At 71.4% G+C, this 26,044-nt stretch carries 26 protein-coding genes and 1 tRNA gene; 11 read left to right on the plus strand and 16 right to left on the minus strand.

The annotated features are described in order from the left end of the window. The first annotated feature begins 86 nt into the window (after positions 1-86). Positions 87-1,760: a penicillin-binding transpeptidase domain-containing protein gene (locus SSQG_RS16040; RefSeq protein WP_003990837.1), complete on the plus strand. Its 1,674-nt coding sequence runs from the start codon at positions 87-89 to the stop codon at positions 1,758-1,760. A 17-nt stretch (positions 1,761-1,777) separates the two neighbouring features. On the opposite strand, the gene SSQG_RS16045 is transcribed toward SSQG_RS16040, so the two are convergent. Continuing rightward, positions 1,778-2,143 (minus strand): SsgA family sporulation/cell division regulator, encoded by a 366-nt coding sequence (locus SSQG_RS16045; RefSeq protein ID WP_003990838.1) that lies wholly within the window; start codon positions 2,141-2,143, stop codon positions 1,778-1,780. A 167-nt stretch (positions 2,144-2,310) separates the two neighbouring features. Here SSQG_RS16045 and SSQG_RS16050 point away from each other — a divergent pair, with 167 nt between their 5' ends. From SSQG_RS16050 to SSQG_RS16075, 6 genes are all read left to right on the plus strand, one after another. Further along, on the plus strand, positions 2,311-3,375 hold the full coding sequence (locus SSQG_RS16050) for an energy-coupling factor ABC transporter permease (RefSeq protein ID WP_003990839.1): 1,065 nt from the start codon (positions 2,311-2,313) through the stop codon (positions 3,373-3,375). Position 3,376: 1 nt separating this feature from the next. Then, a complete protein-coding gene (gene cbiQ / locus SSQG_RS16055; protein WP_003990840.1) occupies positions 3,377-4,138 on the plus strand; it encodes a cobalt ECF transporter T component CbiQ in 762 nt (253 codons plus the stop codon). Further along, a complete protein-coding gene (locus SSQG_RS16060) occupies positions 4,126-4,893 on the plus strand; it encodes an energy-coupling factor ABC transporter ATP-binding protein (RefSeq protein ID WP_039932843.1) in 768 nt (255 codons plus the stop codon). The genes cbiQ and SSQG_RS16060 overlap by 13 nt, the downstream gene beginning before the upstream one ends. Before the next feature lie 26 nt (positions 4,894-4,919). Then, positions 4,920-5,390, plus strand: coding sequence for a MarR family winged helix-turn-helix transcriptional regulator (locus SSQG_RS16065; protein ID WP_003990842.1), 471 nt, complete (start codon positions 4,920-4,922; stop codon positions 5,388-5,390). Positions 5,391-5,498: 108 nt separating this feature from the next. Then, the gene (locus SSQG_RS16070; RefSeq protein WP_003990843.1) at positions 5,499-5,945 is read left to right on the plus strand and encodes an organic hydroperoxide resistance protein; all 447 of its coding nucleotides are present in this window, start codon (positions 5,499-5,501) and stop codon (positions 5,943-5,945) included. Between the two features lie 34 nt (positions 5,946-5,979). Next, positions 5,980-7,143 (plus strand): serine hydrolase domain-containing protein, encoded by a 1,164-nt coding sequence (locus tag SSQG_RS16075; protein ID WP_039932846.1) that lies wholly within the window; start codon positions 5,980-5,982, stop codon positions 7,141-7,143. Positions 7,144-7,150: 7 nt separating this feature from the next. Here the strand turns inward: SSQG_RS16075 and SSQG_RS16080 are convergent, their stop codons facing one another. From SSQG_RS16080 to SSQG_RS16100, 5 genes are all read right to left on the minus strand, one after another. Beyond that, a complete protein-coding gene (locus tag SSQG_RS16080; RefSeq protein WP_003990845.1) occupies positions 7,151-7,426 on the minus strand; it encodes a DUF1876 domain-containing protein in 276 nt (91 codons plus the stop codon). A 72-nt stretch (positions 7,427-7,498) separates the two neighbouring features. Further along, positions 7,499-8,344 (minus strand): DMT family transporter, encoded by an 846-nt coding sequence (locus tag SSQG_RS16085; RefSeq protein ID WP_003990846.1) that lies wholly within the window; start codon positions 8,342-8,344, stop codon positions 7,499-7,501. Continuing rightward, positions 8,341-8,856, minus strand: coding sequence for a YbaK/EbsC family protein (locus tag SSQG_RS16090; RefSeq protein WP_039932848.1), 516 nt, complete (start codon positions 8,854-8,856; stop codon positions 8,341-8,343). The genes SSQG_RS16085 and SSQG_RS16090 overlap by 4 nt, the downstream gene beginning before the upstream one ends. Positions 8,857-8,938: 82 nt before the next feature. After that, on the minus strand, positions 8,939-11,191 hold the full coding sequence (locus SSQG_RS16095; protein ID WP_003990848.1) for an MMPL family transporter: 2,253 nt from the start codon (positions 11,189-11,191) through the stop codon (positions 8,939-8,941). A 104-nt stretch (positions 11,192-11,295) separates the two neighbouring features. After that, a complete protein-coding gene (locus SSQG_RS16100) occupies positions 11,296-11,895 on the minus strand; it encodes a TetR/AcrR family transcriptional regulator (RefSeq protein ID WP_003990849.1) in 600 nt (199 codons plus the stop codon). A 179-nt stretch (positions 11,896-12,074) separates the two neighbouring features. Between SSQG_RS16100 and SSQG_RS16105 the strand changes: the two genes are divergently transcribed. After that, entirely contained in the window at positions 12,075-15,335 is a 3,261-nt protein-coding gene (locus SSQG_RS16105) for a S41 family peptidase (protein ID WP_003990850.1), read from the plus strand. Between the two features lie 111 nt (positions 15,336-15,446). Here SSQG_RS16105 and SSQG_RS16110 read toward each other — a convergent pair whose 3' ends face one another. The 4 genes from SSQG_RS16110 to SSQG_RS16125 form a co-directional block, all read right to left on the minus strand. Then, positions 15,447-15,653 carry a hypothetical protein gene (locus SSQG_RS16110; protein WP_003990851.1) on the minus strand — a complete coding sequence of 69 codons (207 nt, stop codon included), beginning with the start codon at positions 15,651-15,653 and terminating at the stop codon, positions 15,447-15,449. 76 nt (positions 15,654-15,729) lie between these two features. Beyond that, positions 15,730-16,614 carry an SDR family oxidoreductase gene (locus tag SSQG_RS16115; protein ID WP_003990852.1) on the minus strand — a complete coding sequence of 295 codons (885 nt, stop codon included), beginning with the start codon at positions 16,612-16,614 and terminating at the stop codon, positions 15,730-15,732. Further along, entirely contained in the window at positions 16,611-17,534 is a 924-nt protein-coding gene (locus SSQG_RS16120) for an alpha/beta fold hydrolase (RefSeq protein WP_003990853.1), read from the minus strand. The genes SSQG_RS16115 and SSQG_RS16120 overlap by 4 nt, the downstream gene beginning before the upstream one ends. After that, the gene (locus SSQG_RS16125; RefSeq protein ID WP_003990854.1) at positions 17,531-19,093 is read right to left on the minus strand and encodes a flavin-containing monooxygenase; all 1,563 of its coding nucleotides are present in this window, start codon (positions 19,091-19,093) and stop codon (positions 17,531-17,533) included. The genes SSQG_RS16120 and SSQG_RS16125 overlap by 4 nt, the downstream gene beginning before the upstream one ends. 130 nt (positions 19,094-19,223) lie before the next feature. Here SSQG_RS16125 and SSQG_RS16130 point away from each other — a divergent pair, with 130 nt between their 5' ends. Together SSQG_RS16130 and SSQG_RS16135 are read left to right on the plus strand one after the other, a co-directional pair. Next, the gene (locus SSQG_RS16130) at positions 19,224-19,868 is read left to right on the plus strand and encodes a MerR family transcriptional regulator (RefSeq protein ID WP_003990855.1); all 645 of its coding nucleotides are present in this window, start codon (positions 19,224-19,226) and stop codon (positions 19,866-19,868) included. A gap of 459 nt (positions 19,869-20,327) precedes the next feature. Continuing rightward, the gene (locus SSQG_RS16135) at positions 20,328-21,347 is read left to right on the plus strand and encodes a recombinase family protein (protein ID WP_158681051.1); all 1,020 of its coding nucleotides are present in this window, start codon (positions 20,328-20,330) and stop codon (positions 21,345-21,347) included. A gap of 59 nt (positions 21,348-21,406) precedes the next feature. On the opposite strand, the gene SSQG_RS16140 is transcribed toward SSQG_RS16135, so the two are convergent. Next, complete coding sequence (locus SSQG_RS16140; protein WP_039932851.1) at positions 21,407-22,210, minus strand: exodeoxyribonuclease III; 804 nt, start codon at positions 22,208-22,210, stop codon at positions 21,407-21,409. A 60-nt stretch (positions 22,211-22,270) separates the two neighbouring features. On the opposite strand from SSQG_RS16140, the gene SSQG_RS16145 reads away from it, so the two are divergent. Then, entirely contained in the window at positions 22,271-22,747 is a 477-nt protein-coding gene (locus tag SSQG_RS16145; protein WP_003990858.1) for a GNAT family N-acetyltransferase, read from the plus strand. A 66-nt stretch (positions 22,748-22,813) separates the two neighbouring features. Here SSQG_RS16145 and SSQG_RS16150 read toward each other — a convergent pair. From SSQG_RS16150 to moaC, 5 genes are all read right to left on the minus strand, one after another. Continuing rightward, positions 22,814-22,887 (minus strand) — tRNA-Ala (locus SSQG_RS16150). Positions 22,888-22,970: 83 nt separating this feature from the next. Further along, a complete protein-coding gene (gene glpR, locus SSQG_RS16155) occupies positions 22,971-24,155 on the minus strand; it encodes a gephyrin-like molybdotransferase receptor GlpR (RefSeq protein ID WP_003990859.1) in 1,185 nt (394 codons plus the stop codon). Positions 24,156-24,327: 172 nt separating this feature from the next. Beyond that, positions 24,328-24,948, minus strand: a complete 621-nt coding sequence (locus tag SSQG_RS16160) for a GNAT family N-acetyltransferase (protein WP_039932853.1) — start codon at positions 24,946-24,948, stop codon at positions 24,328-24,330. Positions 24,949-24,971: 23 nt separating this feature from the next. Beyond that, the gene (locus SSQG_RS16165) at positions 24,972-25,508 is read right to left on the minus strand and encodes a MogA/MoaB family molybdenum cofactor biosynthesis protein (protein WP_003990861.1); all 537 of its coding nucleotides are present in this window, start codon (positions 25,506-25,508) and stop codon (positions 24,972-24,974) included. Further along, positions 25,505-26,014, minus strand: coding sequence for a cyclic pyranopterin monophosphate synthase MoaC (gene moaC / locus SSQG_RS16170; RefSeq protein ID WP_003990862.1), 510 nt, complete (start codon positions 26,012-26,014; stop codon positions 25,505-25,507). The genes SSQG_RS16165 and moaC overlap by 4 nt, the downstream gene beginning before the upstream one ends. Between the last annotated feature and the right edge of the window lie 30 nt (positions 26,015-26,044).

The raw sequence follows: 26,044 nt of genomic DNA on the forward strand, positions 1-26,044 counted from the left end.
CGCCGGACGGGACTCTAGGGTGGTGGCCGTCGTTGGGACAGCTGAGGGCATCGGGGACCCTGGGATTCGCGGAGGAACGGACAGCAGTGGGCAACAGAAGGCGCGTCGCCGAGCGACGGAAGACGAAGCCCGCCGTGATCGGCGGGATGATCGCCGTGGTCGTCGGCGGAGCCGGATTCGGCGCCTACGCGCTGTACGGCGGCGGCGCGGCGGCCGACGACGGGTCCAGATCGTCCTCCGCCGACCAGAAACCCAAGGTGAAGACCGGGCCCCTGTCACCGTCCGAGGTCACCACCACCGCGCGGGCCTTCCTCACCTCCTGGCAGGCGGGGAAGGTCCCGCAGGCCGCCGCGGCCACCGACGACCCGGCCGCGGCGAAGCTGCTGCTCACCGGCTACACCAAGGACGCCCACGTCAAGGACGTCACCGTCACCCCGGGCACGCCCACCGGTGACAAGGTGCCGTTCTCGGTCAAGGGCACGGTGGCGTACAAGGACACCGAGAAGCCGCTGGCGTACCAGAGCGCGCTGACCGTGGTGCGCCGCACCAGCGACGGAAAGCCGCTGGTGGACTGGCACTCGGCGGTCGTCCACCCGGATCTGAAGGACGGCGACACCCTGGTCACGGGCGAGGCGGGCACGCCCCCGGTCAAGGCGCTCGACCGGGACGGCGGTGAGCTGACCAAGGAGAAGTACGCCTCGCTCGGCCCGGTCCTGGACGGGCTGCGCGAGAAGTACGGCAAGGAGGCCGGCGGCAAGGCCGGCATCGAGCTCCGGGTCGTCCGCGGAAAGGCCGCCAAGGCCAAGGACCTGTCCGACAAGACCCTGCTGGAGCTGAGCGAGGGCACGCCGGGCACGGTGAAGACCACGCTGGACCCCGCCCTCCAGGCCGCCGCCGAGAAGCAGGTCGCGAAGAAGGCCAAGTCGTCGGTGGTCCTGATGCGGGTGTCGACGGGCGAGATCCTGGCCGCCGCCAACGCCTCGCCCGGCTTCAACACCGCCTTCCAGGGCTCCCTCGCCCCCGGCTCCACGATGAAGGTCATCACCTCGTCGCTGCTGCTGGAGAAGGGCCTGGCCTCCCCGGACAAGAAGCACCCGTGCCCGAAGTACTTCACGTACGGGCACTGGAAGTTCCAGAACGACGACAAGTTCGAGATCAAGGACGGCACGTTCAAGGCGAGCTTCGCCCGCTCCTGCAACACGGCCTTCATCAGCCAGGCGCCGAAGCTGAAGGACGACGACCTCACCAAGCAGGCCCAGCAGGTCTTCGGCCTGGGACTGAACAACTGGGCCGTCGGTGTGCCGTCCTTCGACGGCGCGGTGCCGGTGCAGTCGGCGGCCCAGAAGGGCGCCTCGCTGATCGGGCAGGGCGGGGTCCGGATGAACCCGCTGAACATGGCGTCGGTGTCGGCGACGATCAAGTCCGGCACCTTCCACCAGCCGTACCTGGTCTCCCCGGACGTGGACGGGCGGGGGCTCGCGAAGGCCTCGCGCACGATGTCCTCGGGCACGCTGGGCCAGATGCGTGAGCTGATGTCGTACACGGCCGACTACGGCACGGCCGCGGAGGCGATGGCCGGGGTGAGCGGTGACGTCGGCGCGAAGACCGGCTCCGCCGAGGTCGACGGGCAGAAGAAGCCCAACGGCTGGTTCACGGCCTACCGGGGCGACCTGGCGGCCGCGGGCGTGGTCCAGCAGGGCGGCCACGGCGGATCGACGGCCGGGCCGATCGTGGCGGCACTGCTGAAGATGGGCGGCTGAGCCGCGGGTTCAGTGGGTCAGTGCGTCACGGGTTCCGCGGCGGCCATGTAGGTCCGCCGCAGGAACCGCAGCAGCGCCTGCCGCTCGAACTGCACCACCAGCACTCCCTCCGCGGAGTGGAACTCCACCACGGCCTGCACCCGCCCGCACGGCCACACCCGCACGTCACCGCTGCCCGTGGGGGCGCGCAGTCCCTCCTCCAGCAGCTCGCGGCCGAAGGTCCACTCGCGCGCGTCGGCCCCGGGGAGGCCGATGCGCACCGCGCGGGGGTCGCGTTCCGGGTCGTACCGCAGCGTGACCGGGATCGCCTCCAGCTCATCGATCAGCGGGACGGACGCGTCCGTGACGATGTGGGCTCGCGCGTACTGCTCGACTACGGACATCGGACGGTCCCTTCACCGTGCGCCACGTGGGCGGAATCTGTGCGTCCGCCCCCTCTTCAATTTCCCATATTTTCCGGATTGCACCCTTTGAGGCGGAATATCTGGAGTGGGATAAAACAAGCAGCACGCTCTTGCAAACCATTCGCATCAAGCCACATCATCGAACGGTGCATGTACCTGACGGATTCATCAACGCGCCCACCTCCGCCGCCACCGGTGTGATCGCCGCGGGCGCCGTCGCCGTGAGCCTGCGCGGCGCACGCCGCGAACTCGACGAGCGCACCGCACCGCTGGCCGGCCTCGTGGCGGCGTTCATCTTCGCGGTGCAGATGCTGAACTTCCCCGTCGCGGCGGGGACCAGCGGCCATCTGCTCGGCGGCGCGCTCGCCGCGATACTCGTCGGCCCCTACACCGGGGTCCTGTGCGTCTCCGTCGTCCTGCTCATGCAGGGCATCCTCTTCGCCGACGGCGGCCTGACCGCGCTCGGCGTGAACATCACCAACATGGCGATCGTCACCACGGTCGTCGCCTACGCCGTCTTCCGCGGCCTGGTGAAGGTGCTGCCCCGCACCCGCAGGTCGGTCACGGTCGCCTCCTTCGCCGCCGCCCTGCTCTCCGTCCCGGCCGCCGCCCTCGCCTTCACCCTGATGTACGCGATCGGCGGCACCACCGACGTGTCGATCGGCAAGGTCGCCACCGCCATGGTCGGCGTGCACCTGCTCATCGGCATCGGCGAGGCCGTGATCACCGCGCTGACCGTCGGCGCGGTCATCGCCGTACGCCCGGACCTGGTGTACGGGGCGCGTGGCCTCACGCGGAAGCTCAAGCTGCGGGTGAACGGCGAACTGGTCGACGCGCCCGGCACCGAGCCCGAGCCCGCCCCCGCGGCCGCCCGGACCTCGCAGCGCAAGGTCTGGGCCGCGGGCCTGGTCACCTCCCTGGTCCTGGCCGGGTTCGTCAGCTTCTACGCCTCCGCCGACCCGGACGGCCTGGAGAAGGTCGCCACCGACCACGGCATCGACAAGAAGGCGGAGGAGCACTCGGCGGCCGACTCCCCGCTCGCCGACTACGGCGTCAAGGACGTCACCGACGCCCGCCTGTCCGGGGGGCTGGCCGGCGCCATCGGCGTGGGTGTCACGGTCGTCGCGGGCACCGGCGTGTTCTGGGCCGTGCGCCGCCGCCGCTCGGACTCCACCTCCCCGTCGGACACCACGACCACCACGAGCGTCTGACATGGGAGCAGGGCACGCGCACAAGCTCTACCGGCACGGGCACTCGCCCGTGCACGGCCTGCCGCCGCACACCAAGCTCGCCGCGGTCTTCGCCTTCGTCGTGGTCGTGGTGTCCACACCGCGGGAGGCGATGTGGGCCTTCGGGCTGTACGCCGTACTGCTGGGGGTCGTGGCGTACGCCGCGCGCGTGCCCGCCGGGTTCCTGCTCAGGCGGCTGCTGATCGAGGTGCCGTTCGTCGCGTTCGCGGTGCTCATGCCGTTCGTGGCGGAGGGCGAGCGGGTCGACGTCCTCGGCGTGTCCCTGAGCGTGAACGGCCTGTGGGGCGCCTGGAACGTGCTCGCCAAGGGCACGCTGGGCGTCGCCGCCTCGGTGCTGCTGGCCGCCACCACCGAACTGCGCGAGCTGCTGCTCGGCCTCCAGCGCCTGAAGCTCCCGCCCCTCCTCGTGCAGATCGCCTCCTTCATGATCCGCTACGGCGACGTCATCACGGACGAGATGCGGCGCATGCGGATCGCCCGGGAGTCACGCGGCTTCGAGGCCAGGGGCGTCCGGCACTGGGGCGTGCTGGCCAAGTCGGCGGGCGCCCTGTTCATCCGCTCCTACGAACGCGGTGAGCGCGTCCACCTGGCCATGGTCAGCCGCGGCTACGCCGGTGCCATGCCGGTCATCGACGAGGTCACCGCGTCCCGGGCGCAGTGGTCGTACGCCCTCGCCCTCCCGGTGTCCGCGCTCGCCGTCTGTCTGCTGGGATGGTCCCTGTGACTGCTTCCCTCGAGGTCTCGGGCCTCGCCTTCGCCTACCCCGACGGGCACCAGGCCCTCTTCGGCGTCGACTTCTCGATCGCGCGCGGCGAGCGTGTCGCTCTGCTCGGGCCGAACGGCGCCGGCAAGACGACCCTCGTCCTGCATCTCAACGGCATCCTGGCCGGCGGCACCGGCACGGTGGAGGTCGCCGGGCTGCCCGTCGGCAGGCAGCACATGGCGGAGATCCGGCGCCGGGTCGGCATCGTCTTCCAGGACCCGGACGACCAGCTCTTCATGCCGACCGTGCGGGAGGACGTGGCGTTCGGGCCCGCGGCGGCCGGGCTGAAGGGGCCGGAGCTGGAGGCGCGCGTGGACCGGGCGCTGGAGCGGGTCGGCATGGCCGACTTCAAGGACCGTCCGCCGCACCACCTCTCCTTCGGCCAGCGCCGCCGGGTCGCCGTCGCGACCGTCCTGGCCATGGAGCCGGAGATCCTCGTCCTCGACGAGCCCTCCTCCAACCTGGACCCGGCCTCCCGCCGCGAACTGGCCGACATCCTCCGCTCCCTCGACGTGACCGTGCTGATGGTCACCCATGACCTCCCCTACGCCCTGGAGCTGTGCCCGCGCTCCCTGATCCTCAGCGACGGCGTCATCGCAGCGGACGGAGCGACCGGTGAGCTGCTCTCCGACGAGGAACTGATGCGCGCCCACCGCCTGGAGCTGCCGTTCGGTTTCGACCCCCGGTCCGTACCGGCCGCTCCGGCCCGTCCGTGACAGAGCCCGTCCGTGACAATGGGCGCGTGACGAACGAGGAGACCACGAGTCGGGGTGCCTCACTGCTGCTTGACCAGCAGCTGTGCTTCGCGCTGTACGCCGCCCAGCGCGCGGTGACGGCCGCGTACCGTCCGCTCCTCGACGAACTGGGCCTCACCTACCCGCAGTACCTGGTCCTGCTGGTCCTCTGGGAGCGCGGCGAGACCCCGGTCAAGGAGCTGGCTGAGGCGCTGCGGCTCGACTACGGGACGGTGTCGCCGCTGCTCAAGCGACTGGAGAGCGCGGGTCTCGTACGGCGTGAGCGGTCGGCGCGGGACGAGCGGTCGGTGCTCGTGGACGCGACCGAGCGCGCGGAGCAACTCCGGGAGCGCGCGGCGCGCGTGCCCGGTGCGCTGCTCACCACGACGGGGCTCGACGACACGGAGGTCGCGCGGCTCCGCGAGGAGCTGTGGCGGCTGGCTGAGCGGGCCGGGTCGGCGGCGGACAGAGCCCGCTGATCACAAGGGTTACCCCCGGTTGCATCCCCCTGGTCGCACCAGACCGGTTACCGGTCAGTACCTTGTGCACGATGTGTTTGTGCGCACTTGTTTGTGGGGGAGGACAGCATGACTGACGGCACCGCCGTCGACACCCGCCCGACGAAGATCATGTACGTCGCCGAGGCCACCGCCCACGGCGGCCGCGAGGGCTACGTCACCAGCCAGGACGGCCACATCGACCTCAGGGTCGCGATGCCCCCGCAGCTCGGCGGCGACGGCAACGGCACCAATCCGGAACAGCTCTTCGCGGCCGGTTACAGCTCCTGCTTCCACAACGCGCTGATCCTCGTCGGCAACCGCGAGGGCTACGACCTGACCGGCTCCACGGTCTCCGCCAAGGTCGGCATCGGCCCCAACAAGCAGCACGGCTACGGCCTCGCGGTCGCCCTCAGCGTCTCCCTCCCGGTCCTCGACCCCGACCTCGCGGCCAAGCTGGTGGACGCGGCCCACGAGATCTGCCCGTACTCGAACGCGACCCGGGGGAACATCGACGTGACGATCCTGCTTGGGTGAAGGGGAGCACCGCAGCGAGACGAGGAGTACGGACGTGGACGTGCACGGCACAGTCGCCGAGGGCTTCGAGCCGGTCAGGGAAGCGTTCGCGAGGAACTTCCAGTCGCTCGGGGAGCGGGGCGCGGCGGTCGCCGTCTACCGGGACGGGCAGCGGATCGTCGACCTGTGGGCCGGCACGAAGGACGTCGACGGCACGGCCCCCTGGGAGCACGGCACCGCCCAGGTCGTGCGCTCGGCGACGAAGGGCGTCGCCGCCGCCGTACTCCTGCTGCTGCACCAGCGCGGACAGCTGGACCTGGACGCGCCGGTGGGCCACTACTGGCCCGAGTTCAAGGCGCGGGGCAAGGAACGGGTGCTGGTCCGGCACGTCCTGAACCACCGGGCCGGCCTGCCGGTGCTCGACCGGCCCCTCACCCCCGAGCAGGCCCTCGACCCGCTCCGGGGCCCCGAGGCCGTCGCCGCCCAGGCCCCCGCCTGGGAGCCCGGCACCGACCACGGCTACCACGCCCTCACCTACGGCTGGCTGCTGGACGAACTGGTACGGCGGGTGACCGGGCAGGGCACCGGCGACTGGCTCGCCTCACAGCTCACCGGCCCGCTGGGCCTGGACCTCTGGCTGGGCCTGCCGGAGACCGAGGCCGGCCGGGTCGGACGCACGGGCCGCGTCGAGGGCCCCGAGCCGGCCGGTGGCCTGCGCAGCCGCCCCAAGCGTTCCGTCACCGAGGCCTACGAGGACCCGGCGTCCCTGACCCGCCGGGCCTTCGCGGCCATCACCCCGTTCCCGGACCAGAACGACCCGGCCTACCGCGCGGCGGCCCTCCCCGCGACCAACGCCATAGCGACGGCGGACGGACTGGCCCGCTTCTACGCGACGCTGATCGGCGACACGGCCGGCACCGCCCGCCTCTTCACACCGGAGACGGTCGAACTGGCCCGGGCCGAGGAGTCGGCGGGCCCCGACCGGGTCCTGGTGGTCGGCACCCGCTTCGGCCTCGGCTACATGCTGCACGGCAGTGCCTCCCCCTTCCTCACCCCGGGCTCCTTCGGCCACCCGGGCCGCGGCGGCGCCCTGGGCTTCGCCGACCCGGAGACCGGGATCGCCTTCGGCTACGTCACCAACGGCTTCCGCAAGACGGTGACGGCGGATCCGCGGGCGCAGGGGCTGGTGCGGGCGGTGCGGGGGGCCATCAGTATGTGAGGCGGCTCTAGACGTGGATCGGGTGGGACGTCCGACCGGACGCCTGGTCGATCTCCCCGTGGGCCTTGGTCAGCAACTGCATGGCGAGTTCGTTGAGCGCCCGGGCCGCGGCGATCTCCTCCCCGACCCTGGGCTGATTGACGTCGGTCTGGTGCCGGCTGGCGTGCCCGTGCGCCCGTACCTCGCTGCCGTCGGGCAGCCGGACCATCGCGACCGCCCGGGTGTGCTGGTCGTCTTCCCTGAACTCCATCTCGACGTGCCATCCCACACTGGTGTGCATCATGACGATCACCTCCGGAACACCTAGTTCCAGGGTGCTCCTCCGGCGGGTCGGGCGCACCCGTCCGTTCCCGCCTCATCCGGCGTGCAGCATCAGCCCGATCCCGACGACGAGCAGCCCGGCCGCGGCGATCCTCGGCGCCCCGAACCGCTCCTTGAAGAACACGGCCCCGATGGCGGCGCCCACGATGATGGACGACTCGCGCAGGGCGGCGATGGGGGCGAGTTCGGCCTTGGTCTGGGCCCACAGCACGAGGGCGTAGGCGGCGACGGAGAGAGCGGCCCCGACCAGCCCGATCCCCGCGAACGGCCGCAGGGTCGCCACGGTCCCCCCGTGCCAGCGGCTCACGGCGTACGCCGGGATCACGACCCCCTGGACCGCCAACAGCCAGGCGATGTACCCGAGGGAGGACCCGGAGGCGCGCACGCCGAGCCCGTCGACGACGGTGTACGCCGCTATCGCCAGCCCGGTCGCCAGGGCCGCTCCGATCGCGGCCCAGTCGGGCCGGTGCCCGCGCAGGCCCCACAGGGCGACGCCGGTCAGCCCCGCGCAGGACAGGGCGATACCGGCCGCGGCCCACCTGTCGGGCACCTCGTCGGCGAAGACCGCCGCGAGCACCGTCACCACGAGGGGCGCGGTGCCGCGCGCGATGGGATAGGCCTGCCCGAAGTCGCCCAGCCGGAAGGACGTCATCAGCAGTGCGTAGTAGGCGATGTGGATGACGGCGGAACCGAGCAGGTAGGGCCAGGCCCGGTCCGCCGGGAACGCCACGAAGGGCGCCATGGCCAGCCCGATGAGCAGCCCACCGCCCGAGATCAGCGCGAACCCGGCCAGCTTGTCGGTGATCTTGTGCGCGATGGCGTTCCAGCTGGCGTGGGTGACGGCGGCGAGCAGTACGGCGGCTGTGACCAGCGGCGTCACGAGGCGCTCTCGCGCACGTCCACGAGCGTGCCGCCGGCATGGGCGACGAGGTCCTCGGGTGCCATGGGGAAGACGGTGTACGGCGTCCCGGCGGCGGCCCAGACGGTCTCGTGCCGGAGCAGGGACCGGTCGGCGAGCACGCGCGTCTTCGTCCGGTGCCCGAAGGGCGGCACGCCACCGATCGCGTACCCGGTGGTCTCCCGTACGACATCGACCTTGGCCCGGGTGACCTTCTCCGCACCGAGCTCCTTGCGCACGAGCTCGAGGTCCACCCGGGACGCCCCGTCCATGAGCACCAGGACGGGCACGCCGTCGGCAGCGAAGATCAGCGACTTGCAGATCTGACTCAACTCGCACCCCACGGCGGCGGCGGCCTCGGTGGCGGTACGGGTGGCTTCAGGGAACCGGCGGATCCGGGTGAGCAAACCGGCGAGCCCCAGCTCCCGCAGGGCCTGCGCGAACAGGGGGTGTGCTCCGGAGTTCTCGGCGTCAGTGGCGGCTGTCGTCGTCATGGGGGGCACGGTAGCGGTGGGTGTATGGGCCACGCGAGCGGGTTGGCGCGGAGCGCAACCCGCTCGCGGAGCAACTGCCAGGTCAGGCGCGTACCAGCTCCCGGTCCGCGTCCCCCTTGTCGGAGTCCGGGCCCCGCAGGCCCTCGCCCTCGACGTCGACGTTGGGCAGGGCCCGGTCCAGCCACTTCGGGAGCCACCAGGCCTTGCGGCCGAGGAGGGCCAGGACGGCCGGGACGATCGCCATGCGGACGATGAACGCGTCGAAGAAGACCGCGATCGCGAGGCCGAAGCCGATCATCTTGACCATGGACTCGGACGAGCCGATGAAGCCGGCGAAGACGGCCATCATGATGACCGCCGCGGCGGTCACCACCCTCGCCCCGTGCCGGAAGCCCGTGACGATCGCCTGGGCGGGCTTCTCGCCGTGGACGTAGGCCTCCCGCATCCGGGTCACGAGGAAGACCTCGTAGTCCATCGCGAGGCCGAAGACCACGCCGACCATGAAGATCGGCATCATCGACATGACCGGGCCGGTCTGCTCCACGCCCATCAGGCCCGACAGCCAGCCCCACTGGAAGACCGCGACGACCGCGCCGAGGGCCGCCATGACCGAGAGGAGGAAGCCGAGGGCCGCCTTCAGGGGGACCAGGATCGAGCGGAAGACGACGATCAGGAGCAGGAAGGCCAGGCCGACCACCAGGACCAGGTACGGCACGAGCGCGTCGTTGAGTTTCTCGCTGACGTCGATGTTCATCGCCGTGCTGCCTGTGACCAGGACGTTCGCGTCCGTGTCGGCCTTGATGTCCGCACCCGCGTCCCGGATGCCGTGCACCAGGTTCTCCGTCGTGACGGACGACGGCTTGGAGCCGGGGACGACGGTGATGGTCGCCGTGTCACCGGCCTTGTTGGGCGCCGGCGGCGTCACCGTGACGACGTCCTTCAGGCCCTTGATCTCGTCGCCGACCTTCGTGAAGGCCGCCTTCGGGTCGTCGCTTCCCTTCGCGTCGACGACGACCATCAGCGGGCCGTTGAAGCCCGGTCCGAAGCCCTCGGAGAGCAGGTCGTAGGCGCGGCGCTGGGTGGTGGAGGTGGGCTGGGAGCCGTCGTCGGGCAGGCCCAGTTCCAGGGAGCTCGCCGGGACGGCCGCCGCGCCGAGGCCGATGACGCCGAGCAGCAGGACCGCGATCGGGCGGCGGACGACGAAGCTCGCCCAGCGCGTGCCCAGGTTGGGGCGCTCCGGCTTCTGCGAAGGTTCCTCCGAAGGTTCCTCCGAAGGCTTCTTCGAAGGAACCTTCGCGGCCCGGCCCAGCAGCTTCCCCTTCTCCCCCGCCGGCTTCACCCTGCGGCCCGCGTACCCGAGCAGCGCCGGGATCATGGTCAGTGCGATCAGCACCGCGATGGCCACCGTTCCCGCCGCCGCGATGCCCATCTTCGTCAGCATCGGGATGTTGACGACGGAGAGGCCGACCAGGGCGATCACGACGGTCAGGCCGGCGAAGACCACGGCGGAGCCCGCGGTGCCCACCGCGCGGCCCGCCGCTTCCTCGCGTTCCCGGCCCTCGGCCAGTTCCGCGCGGTAGCGGGAGACGATGAAGAGCGCGTAGTCGATGCCGACCGCCAGGCCGATCATCATCGCGAGGGTGGAGGTGGTCGTGCCGAGGTCGAGGGCGCTGGCGAGGCCGGTGATCGCGGAGACGCCGATGCCCACGCCGATGAGGGCCGTCAGCAGCGGCAGACCGGCCGCGACGAGCGAGCCGAAGGTGATGACGAGGACCACCGCGGCGACCGCGATGCCGATGATCTCGCTGGAGCCGGTGTGCGGAACCGCCTGGAGCGCGTCACCGCCGATCTCGACGGTCAGCCCGGTCGCCCGCGCGTCCCGCGCGCTGTCCTCCAGGGCGTCCTTCGCGGCGTCGTCGAGCTCCATGCCGGAGACCTTGTACGACACCTGCGCGTAGGCGATCGTGCCGTCCTTGCTGACGGCCTTCGCCTGGTACGGGTCCGTGACGCGGACGACCTCGGAGCCGTCGGACAGGGCCCGCACGGTCTTCTCGACGGTCGCCTTGTTGCTGGCGTCGGTCATCTTCTCGCCGGCCGGCGCCTTGAAGACGACGCGTGCGGTCGCTCCGTCGGCACTCGCGCCGGGGAAGCGCTGTTCCAGCAGGTCGAAGGCCTTCTGCGCCTCGGTGCCCGGGATGGAGAACGAGCTGTTGCCCGCGGCGGGGGCGCTGGCCGCGCCGACTCCGGCGAGGGTCAGCAGGGCCACCCAGATCAGGGCCGCGAAGTGCCGTCGCCGGAACGAGAGCCGGCCGAGTTTGTAGAGGAATGTCGCCACGAGGGCTACTCCCGTTCAGGTCGTGGGGTCGTTTCTGGGCAGGGCTGATCAGCCCGACGACGTGAGCGGTTACGTCAGGTGGAGGGCTTGCTGAAGGGGACTTGTCAGATGGCGGGGACGCCGAGGGCGGGGAGGACCACGGCGTCGATGTACGAGATGAGGAACTCCTGCGTCGGCGGCTGGTCGTCGATCAGCGTGCGCGTGGCGAACGCGCCGACGAGCATGTGCACGATGTACTCCAGGGCCGGGCAGTCGGCGCGGACTTCACCGCGGTCGACGGCCCGTCGCACTATGCGGTGGAACTCCTCCATCTCCGGTTCGATGAGCAGTTCCTTGAACGCCTGGAGGAGGTCCGGGTTGCTGTGCACCGCCATGAACAGACCCCGCATCAGTGCGGCGTTCTGCTGCATGGTGCAGTCGTCCTCACGCGAGGTGATGGCGTGCAGGTCGCCCCGCAGGGATCCGGTGTCGACGTCGGAGATGTTGCCCGGCTTGTTGTGCCGGATCGCCTTCGCCACCAGCTCCGGCTTGCCGCCCCACTGGCGGTAGAGCGTGGCCTTGCTGGACCGGGTGCGGGCGGCCACGGCGTCCATGGTGAGGGCGTCGTAGCCGACTTCGCGGAGCAGGTCGAGCACGGCCGCGTACAGCTCGGCCTCACGCTCGGGGGTGATCCGGCTGCGACGCCCGGCGGCGACCTCGGCCATCCCTGCCACCTTCCTGCTCCGGTCCCTGCTGCGATACCTGCCGCGAACGACACGGTTTCGTACACGACGAATGTAGCGCAGTCCCCGATAGAAACGAAACGGTTTCGTACGTGTCGCGGGTCACCGCACCCAGTTTGCCCTGACTTGCTGCGGTAAGCCCCCGGGCAAAGCATGGGGAGGTGAGCTATCTGCGTCTGCCGCACCTCCATGACGACCTGCTGTGCTTCGTGGCCGAGGACGACCTCTGGCTCGCCCCCCTCGACAGCCCGGGCCGCGCCTGGCGGCTCACGGTCGACCGCACCAGGACGGGCCCCGCCCGCTTCTCCCCCGACGGCCGGCACCTCGCGTACACGAACTGGCGCAGCCTGGTGCCCGAGGTCCATCTCCTCCCGGTGGACGGCGGCCCGGCCCGGCAGCTGAGCCACTGGGGCAGCATCGACACCCGGGTCTGCGGCTGGACCCCCGACGGCGAGATCCTGGCCGTGGCCTCGCACGGCGAGCCGTTCTCGTACTTCACCTGGGCCTACAAGGTCTCCCCGGACGGCGACCCGGGCCGCAAACTGCCCTGGGGGCCGGTGGCCGACATCCAGGTCGCCGACATCGGCACAGAGCGCAGGTCCCTCCTCCTGACCGGCACCCCGCCGCACGAACCGGCCTCGTGGAAGCGCTACCGGGGCGGGGCCACGGGCCGGCTCTGGCTGCACGGCGAACGGCTGCTGGCCGGTCTCGGCGGCCATCTGCACTCCCCCATGTTCGTCGGCGGCCGGATCGCCTTCCTCTCCGACCACGAGGGCGTCGGCAACCTCTACTCCTGTGCCTACGACGGCTCCGACCTGCGCCGCCACACCGACCACGAGGCCTTCTACGCCCGGCACGCCGCCAGCGACGGCACCCGGGTCGTGTACCAGTGCGCGGGCGACCTGTGGCTGGTCGACGACCTGTCGCCGGACTCCGAGCCGCGCCGGCTGGACGTGCGGATGGGCGGTCCGCGCGCGGGGCGGCGCCCGTACCAGGTGGCGGCGGCCCAGCACGTGGACGGGATCTCGGTCGACGAGACCGGGCGGGCCAGTGCCGTCGTCGTACGCGGCAGCCTGTACTGGCTCACCCACCGGGACGGCCCGGCCCGCACCCTCACCGACACCCCGGGCGTCCGGGGGCGGATGCCGGAGATGCTCGGCGCGAGCGGCCGGGTGGCGTACGTGACGGACGCGGAGGGCGAGGACGCGATCGAGATCGCCTCCCTGCCCCGGGCGAGCGGCGACCGCGGCCCCAGGCGGCTGGCCTCGGGGGAGCTGGGCCGGGTACGCGAGCTGGTGTCGGACCCGGAGGGCGAACGGCTCGCGGTCGCCTCGCACGACGGGCGACTGCTGCTGGTCGACGTCACCGAGGAGTCCGAGGGCGGGGTCGACGAGCTGATCCGGTCGGTCAACGGGCCCGTGCGGGACCTCGCGTTCTCCCCGGACGGGCAGTGGCTGACCTGGTCGCACCCGGGCATCGGGCGCACCCTGCGGCAGATCAAGATGGCCCGGCTCGGCACAGCGGCGGGAGGCGACCGGTTCATCGTCGACGTCACCAACGGCCGTTTCGAGGACGAGAACCCGGTGTTCACACGCGACGGCCGCTACCTCGCCTTCCTCTCCTGGCGCGGCTTCGACCCCGTCTACGACGTGCACACCGGCGACCTGTCCTTCCCGCTGGGCTGCCGCCCGTACCTCGTCCCACTGTCCTCGGCGACGCCGTCCCCGTTCGCGGTGAACCCGGAGGGCCGCCCGGCGGCCGGGGGTCTGGACCCGGTGGAGGGCGACGAGAACGGGAAGAACGGGGCCGCCGTGACCGTGGAGGTGGAGGGGCTGGAGAGCCGGGTCACGCCCTTCCCGGTGGCCGCCTCCAAGTACTCGGCGCTGCGTCCGGTGGCGGGCGGCGGGCTGGTGTGGCTGCGCTGGCCGATCTCGGGCGCGCTCGGCGAGACCTTCGCCAACCCGGACGACACCAGCGGCCGGCCGACACTGGAGCACTTCGGCATCAGCAGGGCCAGGAAGACCGAACTCGCCGTCCACCTGGACTTCTTCGCGGTCAGCGGCGACGGCACCCGGCTGGTCGTGGCCGACGAGGGCGAGCTGCGCGCTGTTCCGGCCACCGAGCAGGGCGACTCGGACACGACGGTGTGGATCGACGCACGCCGGATCCTGCACGTGGTCGACCCGGCGGCGGAGTGGCGGCAGGCGTACGAGGAGGCAGGGCGGCTGACCCGGGCGTACTTCTGGGATCCGGGCATGTGCGGCATCGACTGGGACGGGGTGCTGGACCAGTACCGTCCGCTGGTCGGACGGGTCGCGTCCCCGGACGAGTTCGCGGACCTGCTGCGCGAGGTGCTGGGCGAGCTGGGCACCTCCCACGCCTACGTCACGGCCGCCCGGCGGGGTGAGGGCCCGCCGCACTACCAGCGGCGGCAGGGCCTGCTGGGCGCCAACTTCGTACGACGGGACGGCGGCTGGACCGTCAAGCGGATCCTGGCCGGCGACTCCTCGGACTCCAAGGCCCGTTCCCCGCTGGCCGGTACGGGCATCCGGGAGGGGGCGGTGCTGACCCACGTCGACGGCCGCCCGGTGGATCCGGACACGGGCCCGTATCCGCTGCTGGCGGGCGCGGGCGGTACGACGGTGGAGCTGACCTTCTCCCCTGCGGCGAAGCCGCCGGAGGGCGAGGGCCCGCCGCGCCGGGTCGCCGTCGTCCCACTGGTCGACGAGCGACCGTTGCGCTACCAGGACTGGGTGGCCAAACGCCGGGCGGTGGTCAGGCAGTTGAGCGGGGGCCGCTGCGGCTATCTACACATCCCGGACATGGGCGGTTCGGGCTGGGCGCAGTTCAACCGCGACCTGCGCATAGAGGTGTCCCGTCCGGCCCTGATCGTGGACGTGCGCGGCAACGCCGGCGGCCACATCAGCGAGCTGGTCGTCGAGACGCTGAGCCGCACGATCCTGGGCTGGGACCTGACCCGCGACGCACAGCCCGTGTCGTACCCCTCGAACGCGCCGAGGGGCCCGGTGGTGGCGCTGGCGGACGAGGCGACCTCCTCCGACGGCGACATGATCATCGCCGCGTTCAAGCTGCTGAAGCTGGGCCCGGTGGTGGGGCAGCGCACCTGGGGCGGTGTGGTCGGCATGACCGGCCGTCACGAGCTGGGGGACGGCACGGTGATCACGGTGCCGATGAACGCGGCCTGGTTCGACGCGTACGGCTGGTCGGTGGAGAACCGGGGTGTCGCCCCGGACATCGACGTCCTGCGCACCCCGCTGGACTGGGCGGAGGGCCGGCACGCCCAGTTGACCGACGCGGTGGAGCTGGCCCTCGGGCTGCTGGAGACCAACCCTGCGGCGACGCCGCCGACTTACAGCGACGTACCGGACCGCTCCCGTCCGAAGCTGCCGCCCCGGGCGTGAGAAGCCGGGGCGTGCGGAGGCCGGGGCGTGCGGAGGCCGGGGCGTGCGGAAGCCGGAGGACGCGAGAAGGGGTGCCCCGCGCGAGGCACCCCTTCCCTTCAGCGCGCAACGTCAGGCGTCGTAGTCCTGGTCGAAGCGGTCCTCCTGCTCGCGCTCCCGCTCACGGTCACGGTCACGCTGCGGGTGCTGCGGCGAGTCCATGTCCTCGTCGCGCCGGCGGCCGCGGCCCTGCACCTGCTCGCGGGCCTGGTCGGCCTTCTGGCGGGCCTGGTTCTGCCACTGCTCGGACTTCTCCTGGAACTGGTCCTTCATACCCATGTGGGTTCACTCCCGTTGGGGGTGAGGGGATCTGGCTCGATCAGATTCACACGGGTCGTGACCGTCCGCATGTCGATCACTTACGGAGCGTAGTCCTGTGCTGTTCGTCGGCCGCTCCGCCCGCCCCGACGAGGCCCGTGCGCAGGCCCGTCAGCCGGTCCGCGAACCGCCGCATCTCCCGCTGCCCCACCGTGCCGATCACCCCGGGCAGGTATCCGCGCACGCCCTGCATGCCGCGCAGCCACCACTGCCCGTACACATGGCTCGACCTCCGCTCGATCCCGGCCACGAGCCGGTCCACCGCGGGACCCAGGGGGTAGGTCTTGTTGGACGGCCAGGGCAGTCGCTGCCTCAACTCCCGCATGACGTCGTCCTGGTCGGCCCCGCGCACCATGTCGGTGTCGGTCCAGGACAGATACCCGACGCCGACCTTCACGCCCAGGTGCCCGACCTCGGCGCGCAGACTGTGCGCGTACGCCTCCACGCCGGACTTGGAGGCGCAGTAGGCGGTCATCATCGGCGCCGGGGTGATCGCGGCGAGGGACGCGATCTGCAGCAGATAGCCCCGGCTCCGCGTCAGCAGCGGCAGGAAGGCACGGGCGGTCACCGCCGAGCCGACCAGGTTGACCTCGATCACCCGCCGCCAGGACTCCGGGTCGGACTCGGCGAACGGCCCGCCCGTGGCGACACCGGCGTTGGCGACGACGATGTCCACCCTGCCGAAGCGCGCCTCGACCTCACTCGCGACCCGGGCCATCGCCTCGTGGTCGGTGACGTCGGCGTACCAGTGGTCGCTGTCGCTGTGCAGCCGCCCGGAGACCTGCTTGAGGGCGTCCGGCTCCAGGCCGACCAGCGCCACCTTCACGCCGCGCGCGGAGAGCTTGCGGGCCAGCAGCTCCCCCACGCCGCGCGCCGCCCCGGTCACCACGGCGACCTTCCCTTCGAGGTTCACCCTGCTCATGCGCTCTCCTCGGTCACGACGTGGATGTGTGCGCCGGCGAGTTCCCGGATCTTCGCGCCGACGAGTTCGGGCGCCTCGACCGGTGTCATGTGGCCGATGCCGGGCAGCTCGGTGAGACCGGTGCAGTGCGGCAACGCGGCGGCCAGGGCCCGGGCCTGCACCGGCGGCGTCAGCCGGTCCGCCGTACCGACGACCACGGCCGTGGGCACGTCCAGTTCCCGCACGCCGTGGTCGAGGTCGAGCAGGTCCAGCACGGTCGACCAGGTGTGGCGGACCTTGCGCGGGCAGGCGTGCACGATGCGGGCGCAGGCCTCGACCATGTGCGGGGCCGAACCGGGTCCCATCGTCCCGTACTTGAGGATCCGGCGGGCCAGGGGCGTGACCGGCCCGAGCGGGGCGCGGGAGCCGAGGATCCGCCGGGTCAGCCAGGTGCGCAGCCGCCCGGGCCGCATCGGCACGACGGTGGAGGCCGCGACCAGCTGCGAACTGCCCGTGCTGCACAGCAGGACGGCGGCGGTGTGCGCGCGGAAGACGGCCCGCCCGGAGGCCGCCATCACGGTCATGCCGCCCATGGAGTGCCCGGCGATGACGGCCTGTTCGCCCGGGGCGAGGGTGGCGGTGAGGACCGCCTCCAGGTCGTCGGCGAGCGCGTCGGTGCTGCACGCGGGGCTCGCGGGGCTGCGTCCGTGGCCACGCTGGTCGTAGGCGATGACCCGGTGGTCGGCGGCCAGTTCGCGGATCTGCGCCGCCCAGAAGGCGGTGGAGCAGGTCCAGCCGTGGGCCAGGACGACGGCGGGGCCGCCGTCGGGCCCGTGGATCTCGACGTGCAGGCGGGCCCCGTCGGCGGAGACGGCGGTCAGTTCCCGCGCGGGGGCGGGCGGGGCGTAGGGGCCGGAGTCGACGTGCAGGAGACGGCTCACGCGTCCACCCCGGCCTTGCTCTCGGCGTTCCCGGCCTTCTCGCTATTCTCGGCCTTCTTCGTCACGGGGGCCCGCAGGACGGCGTACTCCGTGAGGTCCACCCGCCGCGTCGCCCGCCGGAACTCTCCGGTGGTGCCGGGCCAGATGGTGGTGTTGCGGCCGCTCGCGTCGAGGTACCAGCTGGTGCAGCCGCCGGTGTTCCACACGGTCCGCTTCATGCGCTCCTGCACCCGGTGGTTCCAGGCGCGCACGGCGCTCGGGCGGGCGTCGAGGGCGACCCGGCCGCCGAGGACGTCGAGCTGGCGGACGTAGTCGGCCAGGTAGTTCAGCTGCGACTCGATCATGAGGATCATCGAGGAGTTCCCGAGACCCGTGTTGGGCCCGATGATCGTCATCCAGTTGGGGAAGCCCGCGGCACTGGCGCCGCGCAGGGCTTCCATACCGCCCTTCCAGCTCTCGGCGAGGGTCCGCCCGTCGGCGCCCACGACCCGCTCGGCGATGGGCATGTCGGTGACGTGGAAGCCGGTCCCGAAGACGATCGCGTCCACCTCGGCCTCGCTGCCGTCGACGGCGACGAGAGTGGAGCCGCGCACCTCGGCGAGCCCGCTCGCCACCACGTCCACGTTGGGCTGCGCGAGCGCCGGGTAGTAGTCGCTGGACAGCAGGATCCGCTTGCAGCCGATGCGGTAGTCGGGGGTGAGTTTCGCTCGCAGGGCCGGGTCCTTGATGGAGCGGGCCATGTTGCGCCGGGCCAGGTCCTCGACGAGGCCGAGCTGCTTGGGATGCTTGGTGAACGCCTGGACCTGCAACTCCCGGATGCCCCACAGCAGTCCGCGCCTGAGCTGCGAGGTGAAGGGCAGCTGCCGGTGCAGCCACCGCTCGGCGTCGCTGATGTCCCGGTCGACGCGGGGCATGACCCAGGGCGGGGTGCGCTGGAACAGGGTCAGTCGCGAGACCTCGGGCTGGATGGCGGGCACGATCTGGGCGGCCGACGCCCCGGTCCCCACCATGGCGACGCGCTTGCCGCGCAGGTCGCAGTCGTGGTCCCAGCGGGCCGAGTGGAAGACCTCGCCGGGGAAGGAGTCCAGCCCCGGGACGTCCGGGATCTTCGGGTCGGACAGCGGCCCGGTGGCCGACACGACGAGGTCAGCCGACAGGCTCCCGCTGCTGGTCTCGATGTCCCAGCACAGCCGGTCGCCGTTCCAGGTCATCCGCTTCACCTCCGAGTCGAAGCGGAGGTGCGGGCGGAGCCGGAACACGTCCGTCACATGCTCCAGGTAGGCGCGGATGTGCTCCTGCCCCGAGAAGGTGCGCGGCCAGTCGGGGTTGGGCGCGAAGGAGAACGAGTACAGATGCGACGGCACGTCACACCGGCACCCCGGGTAACTGTTGTCCCGCCAGGTGCCGCCGACGCTGCTCGCCCGCTCCAGGACGACGAAGTCGGTGACGCCCTCGCGGCGCAGCCGTACGGCGGCCCCCAGCCCGCCGAACCCGGACCCGACCACCGCGACCCGCACATGCTCGCGTTCGTGTTCGCGTCCCTGTTCGCGTTCGCCCATGCCGACACCTCCACACACCACGAGGACCGTGCCAGTGAACACTGGCGCAATGGGAGCGTAGGGCAGCGGCGTACTGATGGGTAGGGGGCGGGACGAGGAAGTTACCCCTGGTACGCCTTAAGGTGCCCAGGTGGCCGAGAAGCGTGAATACCGCATGGAAGAGCTGGCCCGCCTGGCCGGGATCACGGTGCGCACCCTGCGCTTCTACCGCGAACGCAAACTGATCCCGCCACCCCGCCGCGAGGGCCGCATCGCCTGGTACGACGACGACCACCTGGCCCGGCTGCGCACGATCACGGCCCTGCTGGAACGCGGCCACACCCTCAGCGGCATCGCGGAGCTCGCGGAGGCCTTCGACCACGGCCGGGACGTCGGCGACCTGCTCGGCGTCGGCGCCCCGACCGAGGAGGAACCGATTCACCTCACCCCCGAGGAACTGGCCGACCACTTCGCCGGCGAGGCCACCCCCGAGAACCTCGCCGCCGCCATGGAACTGGGCTACCTCGGCACCGACGGCGGCGAGATCGTCCACATCAGCCGCCGCCTCCTGGACGTCTCCTCGGCCCTGGTCCACGAGGGCATCCCCCTCGCTGAGGTCCTCCGCGCCGCCAAGCAGGTCCGCACCCACGCCGACGCCCTGGCCGACCTCTTCACCGACCTGGTCCTGCGCCACGCCTCCGAGAACGACCTGCCCCGCCTGCGCCCACTGGCCCGGAGCGTGGTGGAGGCGGAGCTGTCGCTGGCGTTGGACCGGCGGATGCGAAGGCAGGCGTAGCTCCTACGTTCACTCCATCGGGTCACATTTCAGGCTTATGAGGCACGGACTCCCGCTCACACTCCGAGAGTGAGATCGAAAAAGCCCCGGCGACTGTGTCAGCAGCCCCGAGGCGTGGCCGACACCTCCAAGGAGCGTCGACGTGCTTGAGCGTAGCCCCCGATCAACCCCGCGCCGTCCGTATTCCCCATCTGTCGGGCGACCGAGGGCCCTTGCCGCTCTACGTCTCAGTTGCCTCACCAGCGTGACGACTTCGCCGAGTCGACAGCGGTCGGCCATCCAGCTCTGCGCCGAAGGGCTGGGCTTCGCCTTGGTCGCCGAGGCTTCCGACCTGGGGGTATCCGCCCGCCGGACGTCCCGTTCGAGAGGCCCGCCCTGTCGTCCTGGCTGCGTCGGCCTCACGAGTACGAAGCGGTCGTCTGGGCACACGTGGATCGCGCGGTGCGGTCGATGGCACACATGGCCGAGTTGATCGCGTGGGGACGGCAGCACGCCCGGACACTCGTCTTCGGCCTGCCCGACGCCGACTGTCCACTCGTCGTCACACCACAGGCGGGCAGCTCGACCATTCGGCGTTGCATGGATCTGGCACACCACGCCGAGGTGGAAGCACGCACCATCTCCGACCGGCTCAGCAGCAGTCATGCGGCACTGCGCGCGACCGGCCGCTACGGCGGCGGGCTGGTCCCCTTCGGTTACCGGAAGGCGCCCCATCCCTCTGGCAGCGGATGGGGTTTGACTCCCGACCCCGAGTCCGCCGCCCTGGTCCACAAGATCGTACAAGAGGTGCATGCGGGGCGGTCGCTGGTCGCCATCGCACGCGAGCTGAACGATGCAGGTGTACTCGTGCCACGCGACCGCCATGCCCAGCTTCACGGAGCACCGACAGGTGGTCGTCGTCATGGACGTGACTTCGACCGATTCCGCTGGACCTCAGGCACGCTGTCCAAGGTCCTGCGAAGTCCGTCGTTGATGGGCCACCGGACGCATGGAGGCGAGACAGTCCGCGACACATCCGGCGCTCCCGTACTTATCGGGCAGCCGGTGTTGTCCGCCGAGGAGTTCCAGACGTTGCAAGAGGTTCTTCTGGCTCGTTCCAACGGGACCCGTCGCGCACGAAGTCGGACGCCTGCGATGCTCACTGGCATCGCGCACTGTTCAGGCTGCGGCGGACGCTTGTACTTCGCCGTGCGCAAGGGGTACCCGTACGGCGACTACGTGTGCCGGGCGACCGCGCGCAGCGAGGTGTGCACGGCTTCCGCCGCGATGCGGTCCGACTGGCTTGAGGAGTACGCGGTTCACCGCTACCGCGAGGCCACGGCCACAGATGCGGCCGTCTCCCGGGAGCAGCTCCTCGAAAGCGGCGTCCGTGTCACGGTCGCCAAGGGTCGCTGCGGCGGTGACACCACCCGGCTCAGGGGACCGGACACCTCACGCTTGACCTTTACTCTCGGTGAAGGCCTGGACGCCGCGAACTGAGCCTCGAGCTCTGACGGACGAGCGAGGCCGCCGTTCCCGGCCTCCTCGCTCGGTCCGCGTCACCTCTCGAAGACCACCGTCACCGGCGCGTGGTCCGACCACCGCTCCTCGTGGCTGGCCGCTCGCTCCACCACTGCTTTGACGGCACGTGCCGCAAGCCGAGGAGTCGCCACGGCAAGATCAATCCGCCATCCTGAATCGTTGTCGAAGGCCCGTCCCCGGTACGACCACCACGAGTACGGCCCCTCGGTGTCCGGGTGCAGGGCACGTACGACGTCGACGTACCCGCCGTCGGCCGGGTCGAGCACCCGCCCGAGCCACTCGCGCTCCTCGGGCAGGAACCCGGAGTTCTTCTGGTTGCCGCGCCAGTTCTTCAGGTCGGCCTTCTGGTGGGCGATGTTCCAGTCGCCACAGACCAGCACCTCGCGCCCCTCGGCGGCGGCCCGCTCCCGGAGCCCCTTGAGGTGGGCGAGGAACTCGCCCATGAAGCGCTCCTTCTCGTCCTGCCGCTCGGTGCCGACCTCGCCCGAGGGGAGGTAGAGGGAGGCGACGGTGACCCCGGGCAGGTCCGCCTCCACGTACCGCCCGCTGCCGTCGAACTCCTCCGACCCGAACCCGACCTGGACCCGGTCGGGCTCGCGACGGGTGTAGAGGGAGACGCCGGCCCGGCCCTTGGCGGCGGCCGGCGCGTGCGTCACATGCCACCCCTCGGGGGTACGGACGTGCTCGGGCAGCTGCTCCGGCTCGGCGCGCACCTCCTGGAGGCACAGCACATCGGCTTCCGTCTGCCCGAGCCACTCCACGAAGCCCTTCTTCGCGGCGGCACGCAGCCCGTTCACATTCACAGAGGTCACAGTGAGCACCCGGGCACGATACCCGCACACTGGACCAGGTCCAGATCCGGATCGAATACCGTAGCTTGCATGCGCATACGCCGGGTCTCCTTCGACCACCCCGACGCCGTGAAGCTGAACGATCAGGTCCAGGCCGAGTACGCCGTCCGCTACGGCGACGACGGCGACGCCACGCCCATGGCCTCGTCGGACTTCGATCCGCCGAACGGCATCTACCTGATCGCGTACGACGAGCACGACACCCCGGTCGCCTCGGGCGGCTGGCGCGCCCAGGACGTGAACGACGAGGGCAACCTGGACGGCGACGCCGAGCTCAAGCGCATGTTCGTGGTCGAGCAGGTGCGCGGCCGGGGTCTGGCCCGCAGGATCCTGGCCGCTCTGGAGGAGGACGCCCGGGCGGCCGGCCGGGTCCGCATGGTCCTGGAGACGGGCCTGAAGCAGCCGGAGGCCATAGCCCTGTACACGTCCAGCGGCTACGAGCCGTGTGCGAAGTTCGGCTACTACCGCCACCACGAGGCGAGCCGCTGCTTCGCGAAGAGCCTCTGACACGTGTGGCGCTGAACATGCGTCAGAGCCCCGGTCGGTTTCCCGACCGGGGCTCTGAGCTGTGCGTGGACCTGAGGGGATTTGAACCCCTGGCCCCCTCGATGCGAACGAGGTGCGCTACCGGACTGCGCCACAGGCCCTTGCAACGAGTGAAACTTTAGCACCCCGATCGGCCTGCTTGGAAATCCGTTCCCGCGGGGCGGCCACCTGCGGCTTCGCGGGTCTACTCGTTGGCGGCCCGGGGCCGGTCCCCGTCCTCGTACTGGTCGAACAGGGGCGTGCGGCCGCGCTCTCGTGCCCGCCGTGCGGAGGCCGCGCGGCGGGCGTCACTGCGCCCGTCGTCGTCCCCTCTCTCGTGCGGGTGCGGTTCCGTCCCGACCGGGTCCGCGCCGTCGGCGTCGGCCGTTGCGTGCTCGTGCTCGGGGGTGACCGCGCTCGACCGCGCCGAGCTCCAGGTGTCGGGCGCGCCGAGGTCGACGTCGCTGGTGGCCCGGGGCGCGACGGGTGCGGTCACGTAGGTCGGCAGGGGCACCGGCACGGGCTCCCAGCTGTCGCCCTGTCCCGGCCGCCGCTGGCGCTCGCGCTGCTGGTCGACCCACTCGGCGTGGTCGGTCTGCTCGACGAGGGCGCGCCGGTCCGCCGCGAGGGCCGACAGGCCGGGGTCGGCCATCGGCTCGGGGCCTTGCTCCGGTTCGTCGGCCTCCTCGTCGGCGAAGGCACGCCGACGGGGCTGGCGCTGCCGCTCCCGCAGCCGCTGGGCGGCGGCCTCGGCCCGGCGGCGGTCCATCTGGTAGGCGAAACGGCGGCGCTCCTGGGAGCGCAGGTACGCGATGTACACGCTCAGCATCACGGCGGGCACGCCCGGGGCCCAGAGGAACGCGAGGCCTCCGACCGCGGCCACGATCGCACCCAGGGTGAAGGCGAGGAACAGCATGATGGTGGTGCGCCGGCGGCGCGCGAGCACCTTTGAGCGCCGGGCTCGTGCTGCGGCCGCCTGGGCCTGGGGTGACGGGCCGCGCCGCGCGGGGGGCACCCGGTCGCGCCGGCGGTCGGCATTCGCCGCGTTCGGCCCGGATGCCGGGTGGGCCTGCTCAGGGGCGGGCGACGGTACGGGTACCTGGGTCTGCGGACGGGTCTTGGACACGGCGAAGGCCCGGACGTCCACCGAGTCGGTGACGGCGTCCAGGTCGTCGGCGTCCTGCTCCCCCTCGTCGGTGGAGCGCGCCCGCAGGTCCTTGGCGTACCGGCGCTCCATCCCCGCCCGTCCGGACAGCAGCCGGATGGCGGTGCTGAAGCGTTCCGTCGGACGGGCCTCGTTCAGCTCGTCCTGCCTACGGAGCCACATCGGCACCAAGTAGGCGGCCCAGGCCCCGACAATGACTGCGTAGATGAGGCCGCTGCTGCTCACGTCTCACACCGTAGAGGGGTTTGCGTGAGGCCATCCGCCAATTGCGCCGGTGTGTCGCACGATCTGGCTGATATTTCGAACTTTTTTTGTGACCGATGCGATCAGCAGACCACCGAGGTCGGGAATTCAATGCCCCGAGACGGTCATCGGCCGATCAATTTCGAACATTTATTCAATTACCGGGGCGGTGCCGGATTCCCGGATTACTCTGCGATCGTGCCCGGTGCCAGCGTCTGAGCAACCCGTCCGGCACCTCTTCCGCCGTGAGCGCGAAGACGAGGTGGTCGCGCCAGGCGCCGTCGATGTGGAGATAACGCGGCCTGAGCCCCTCCTCCCGGAATCCGAGTTTCTCCACCACCCGGCGGCTCGGCGCGTTCTCGGGGCGAATACAGACCTCGATGCGGTGCAGTCCGACGGTGCGGAAACAGTGGTCCACCACGAGCGCCACCGCCGTCGGCATCACCCCGCGGCCGGCCACCGACTCGTCCACCCAGTACCCGACGTGCCCCGAGCACATCGAGCCCCAGGTGATCCCGGCGACCGTCAACTGCCCCACCAGCCGCCCCTGGTACTCGATGACGAACGGCAGCATCCGGCCCGCGTTCGCCTCCGACCTGAGATGGCGGACCATCTGGCGGAAGGTCGGGCGGTGCGCGATCGGCCCGCCGGGCGTGGGCGGCGGAATGGTGGCCTCCCAGGGGCGCAGCCAGTCGCGGTTGCGCCGGTTGACCTCGCGCCACGCCCGCTGGTCGCGCAGCTTTATCGGCCTGAGGACGATGTCGCCGTCCACCAGCTCGACGGGCCAGGATGGGCTGTTCAGCTCGCACCCCCGCTGCTGGGTCTGGGGTGGTCGCCGCCGCGGAGCTGCTCGACGGCATGGACCAGCAGCGGCTCCAGGACCGCCAGTCCGTCCTTCACACCGCCGCTGGAGCCGGGCAGGTTGACGATCAGCGTCCCGGCGGCCACTCCGGCCAGGCCCCGGGAGAGCGCCGCGGTCGCCACCTTCTCCCGGCCGAACGCCCGGATGGCCTCGGCGATGCCCGGCACCTCGTGGTCGATCACCCGGCGGGTCGCCTCGGGGGTGCGGTCGGTCGGGGAGATGCCCGTGCCGCCGGTGGTGACGATCACGTCGTAGCCGGCCTCGACACCGGCGCGCAGGGCCGCCTCCACCGGGTCGCCGTCGGGGACGACCTGGGGGCCGTCGACCTCGAAGCCGAAGCGCTTCAGGCCGTCGGAGATCAGCGGGCCGCCCTTGTCCTCGTAGATCCCGGCGGCGGCCCGGTTCGAGGCGGTGACGACGAGCGCGCGGTACGGCGCGGGCAGCGCCCCGCCGATCGGTGCGTCCGGTGTCATGCTCGGCTCCAGTCGCCCGACTTGCCGCCCGTCTTCTCCTCCACCCGTACGTCCGTGATGACCGCTCCCTTGTCGACCGCCTTGACCATGTCGATCACGGTGAGCGCGGCGACGGAGACCGCGGTGAGGGCCTCCATCTCGACGCCCGTGCGGTCCGTCGTCTTCACGGTGGCCAGGATCTCCACGGCGTCGTCCGCGACCGACAGGTCCAGTTTCACACCGGACACCGACAGGGGGTGACAGAGCGGGATGAGGTCCGGGGTGCGCTTCGCGCCCATGATCCCGGCGATCCGCGCGGTCGCGAGGGCGTCGCCCTTGGGGACGCCCTCCCCGCGCAGCAGCTCGATCACCCGGGGCGAGACGAGGACGCGTCCGCTGGCGCGTGCGGTGCGCGCGGTGACGTCCTTCTCCGAGACGTCGACCATGCGGGCGGCGCCCGCCTCGTCGATGTGCGTCAGTCGGTCCTGCGTGGGGGTGTCCTGCGGAGGGGGGTCCTGCGTGCTCATGCTGTGTGGCGCTCCCGGTCCGGGCCTGCT

It is taken from the genome of Streptomyces viridochromogenes DSM 40736 (genome assembly GCF_000158955.1).
In the GTDB taxonomy this organism is placed as follows: Bacteria; Actinomycetota; Actinomycetes; order Streptomycetales; family Streptomycetaceae; genus Streptomyces; species Streptomyces venetus.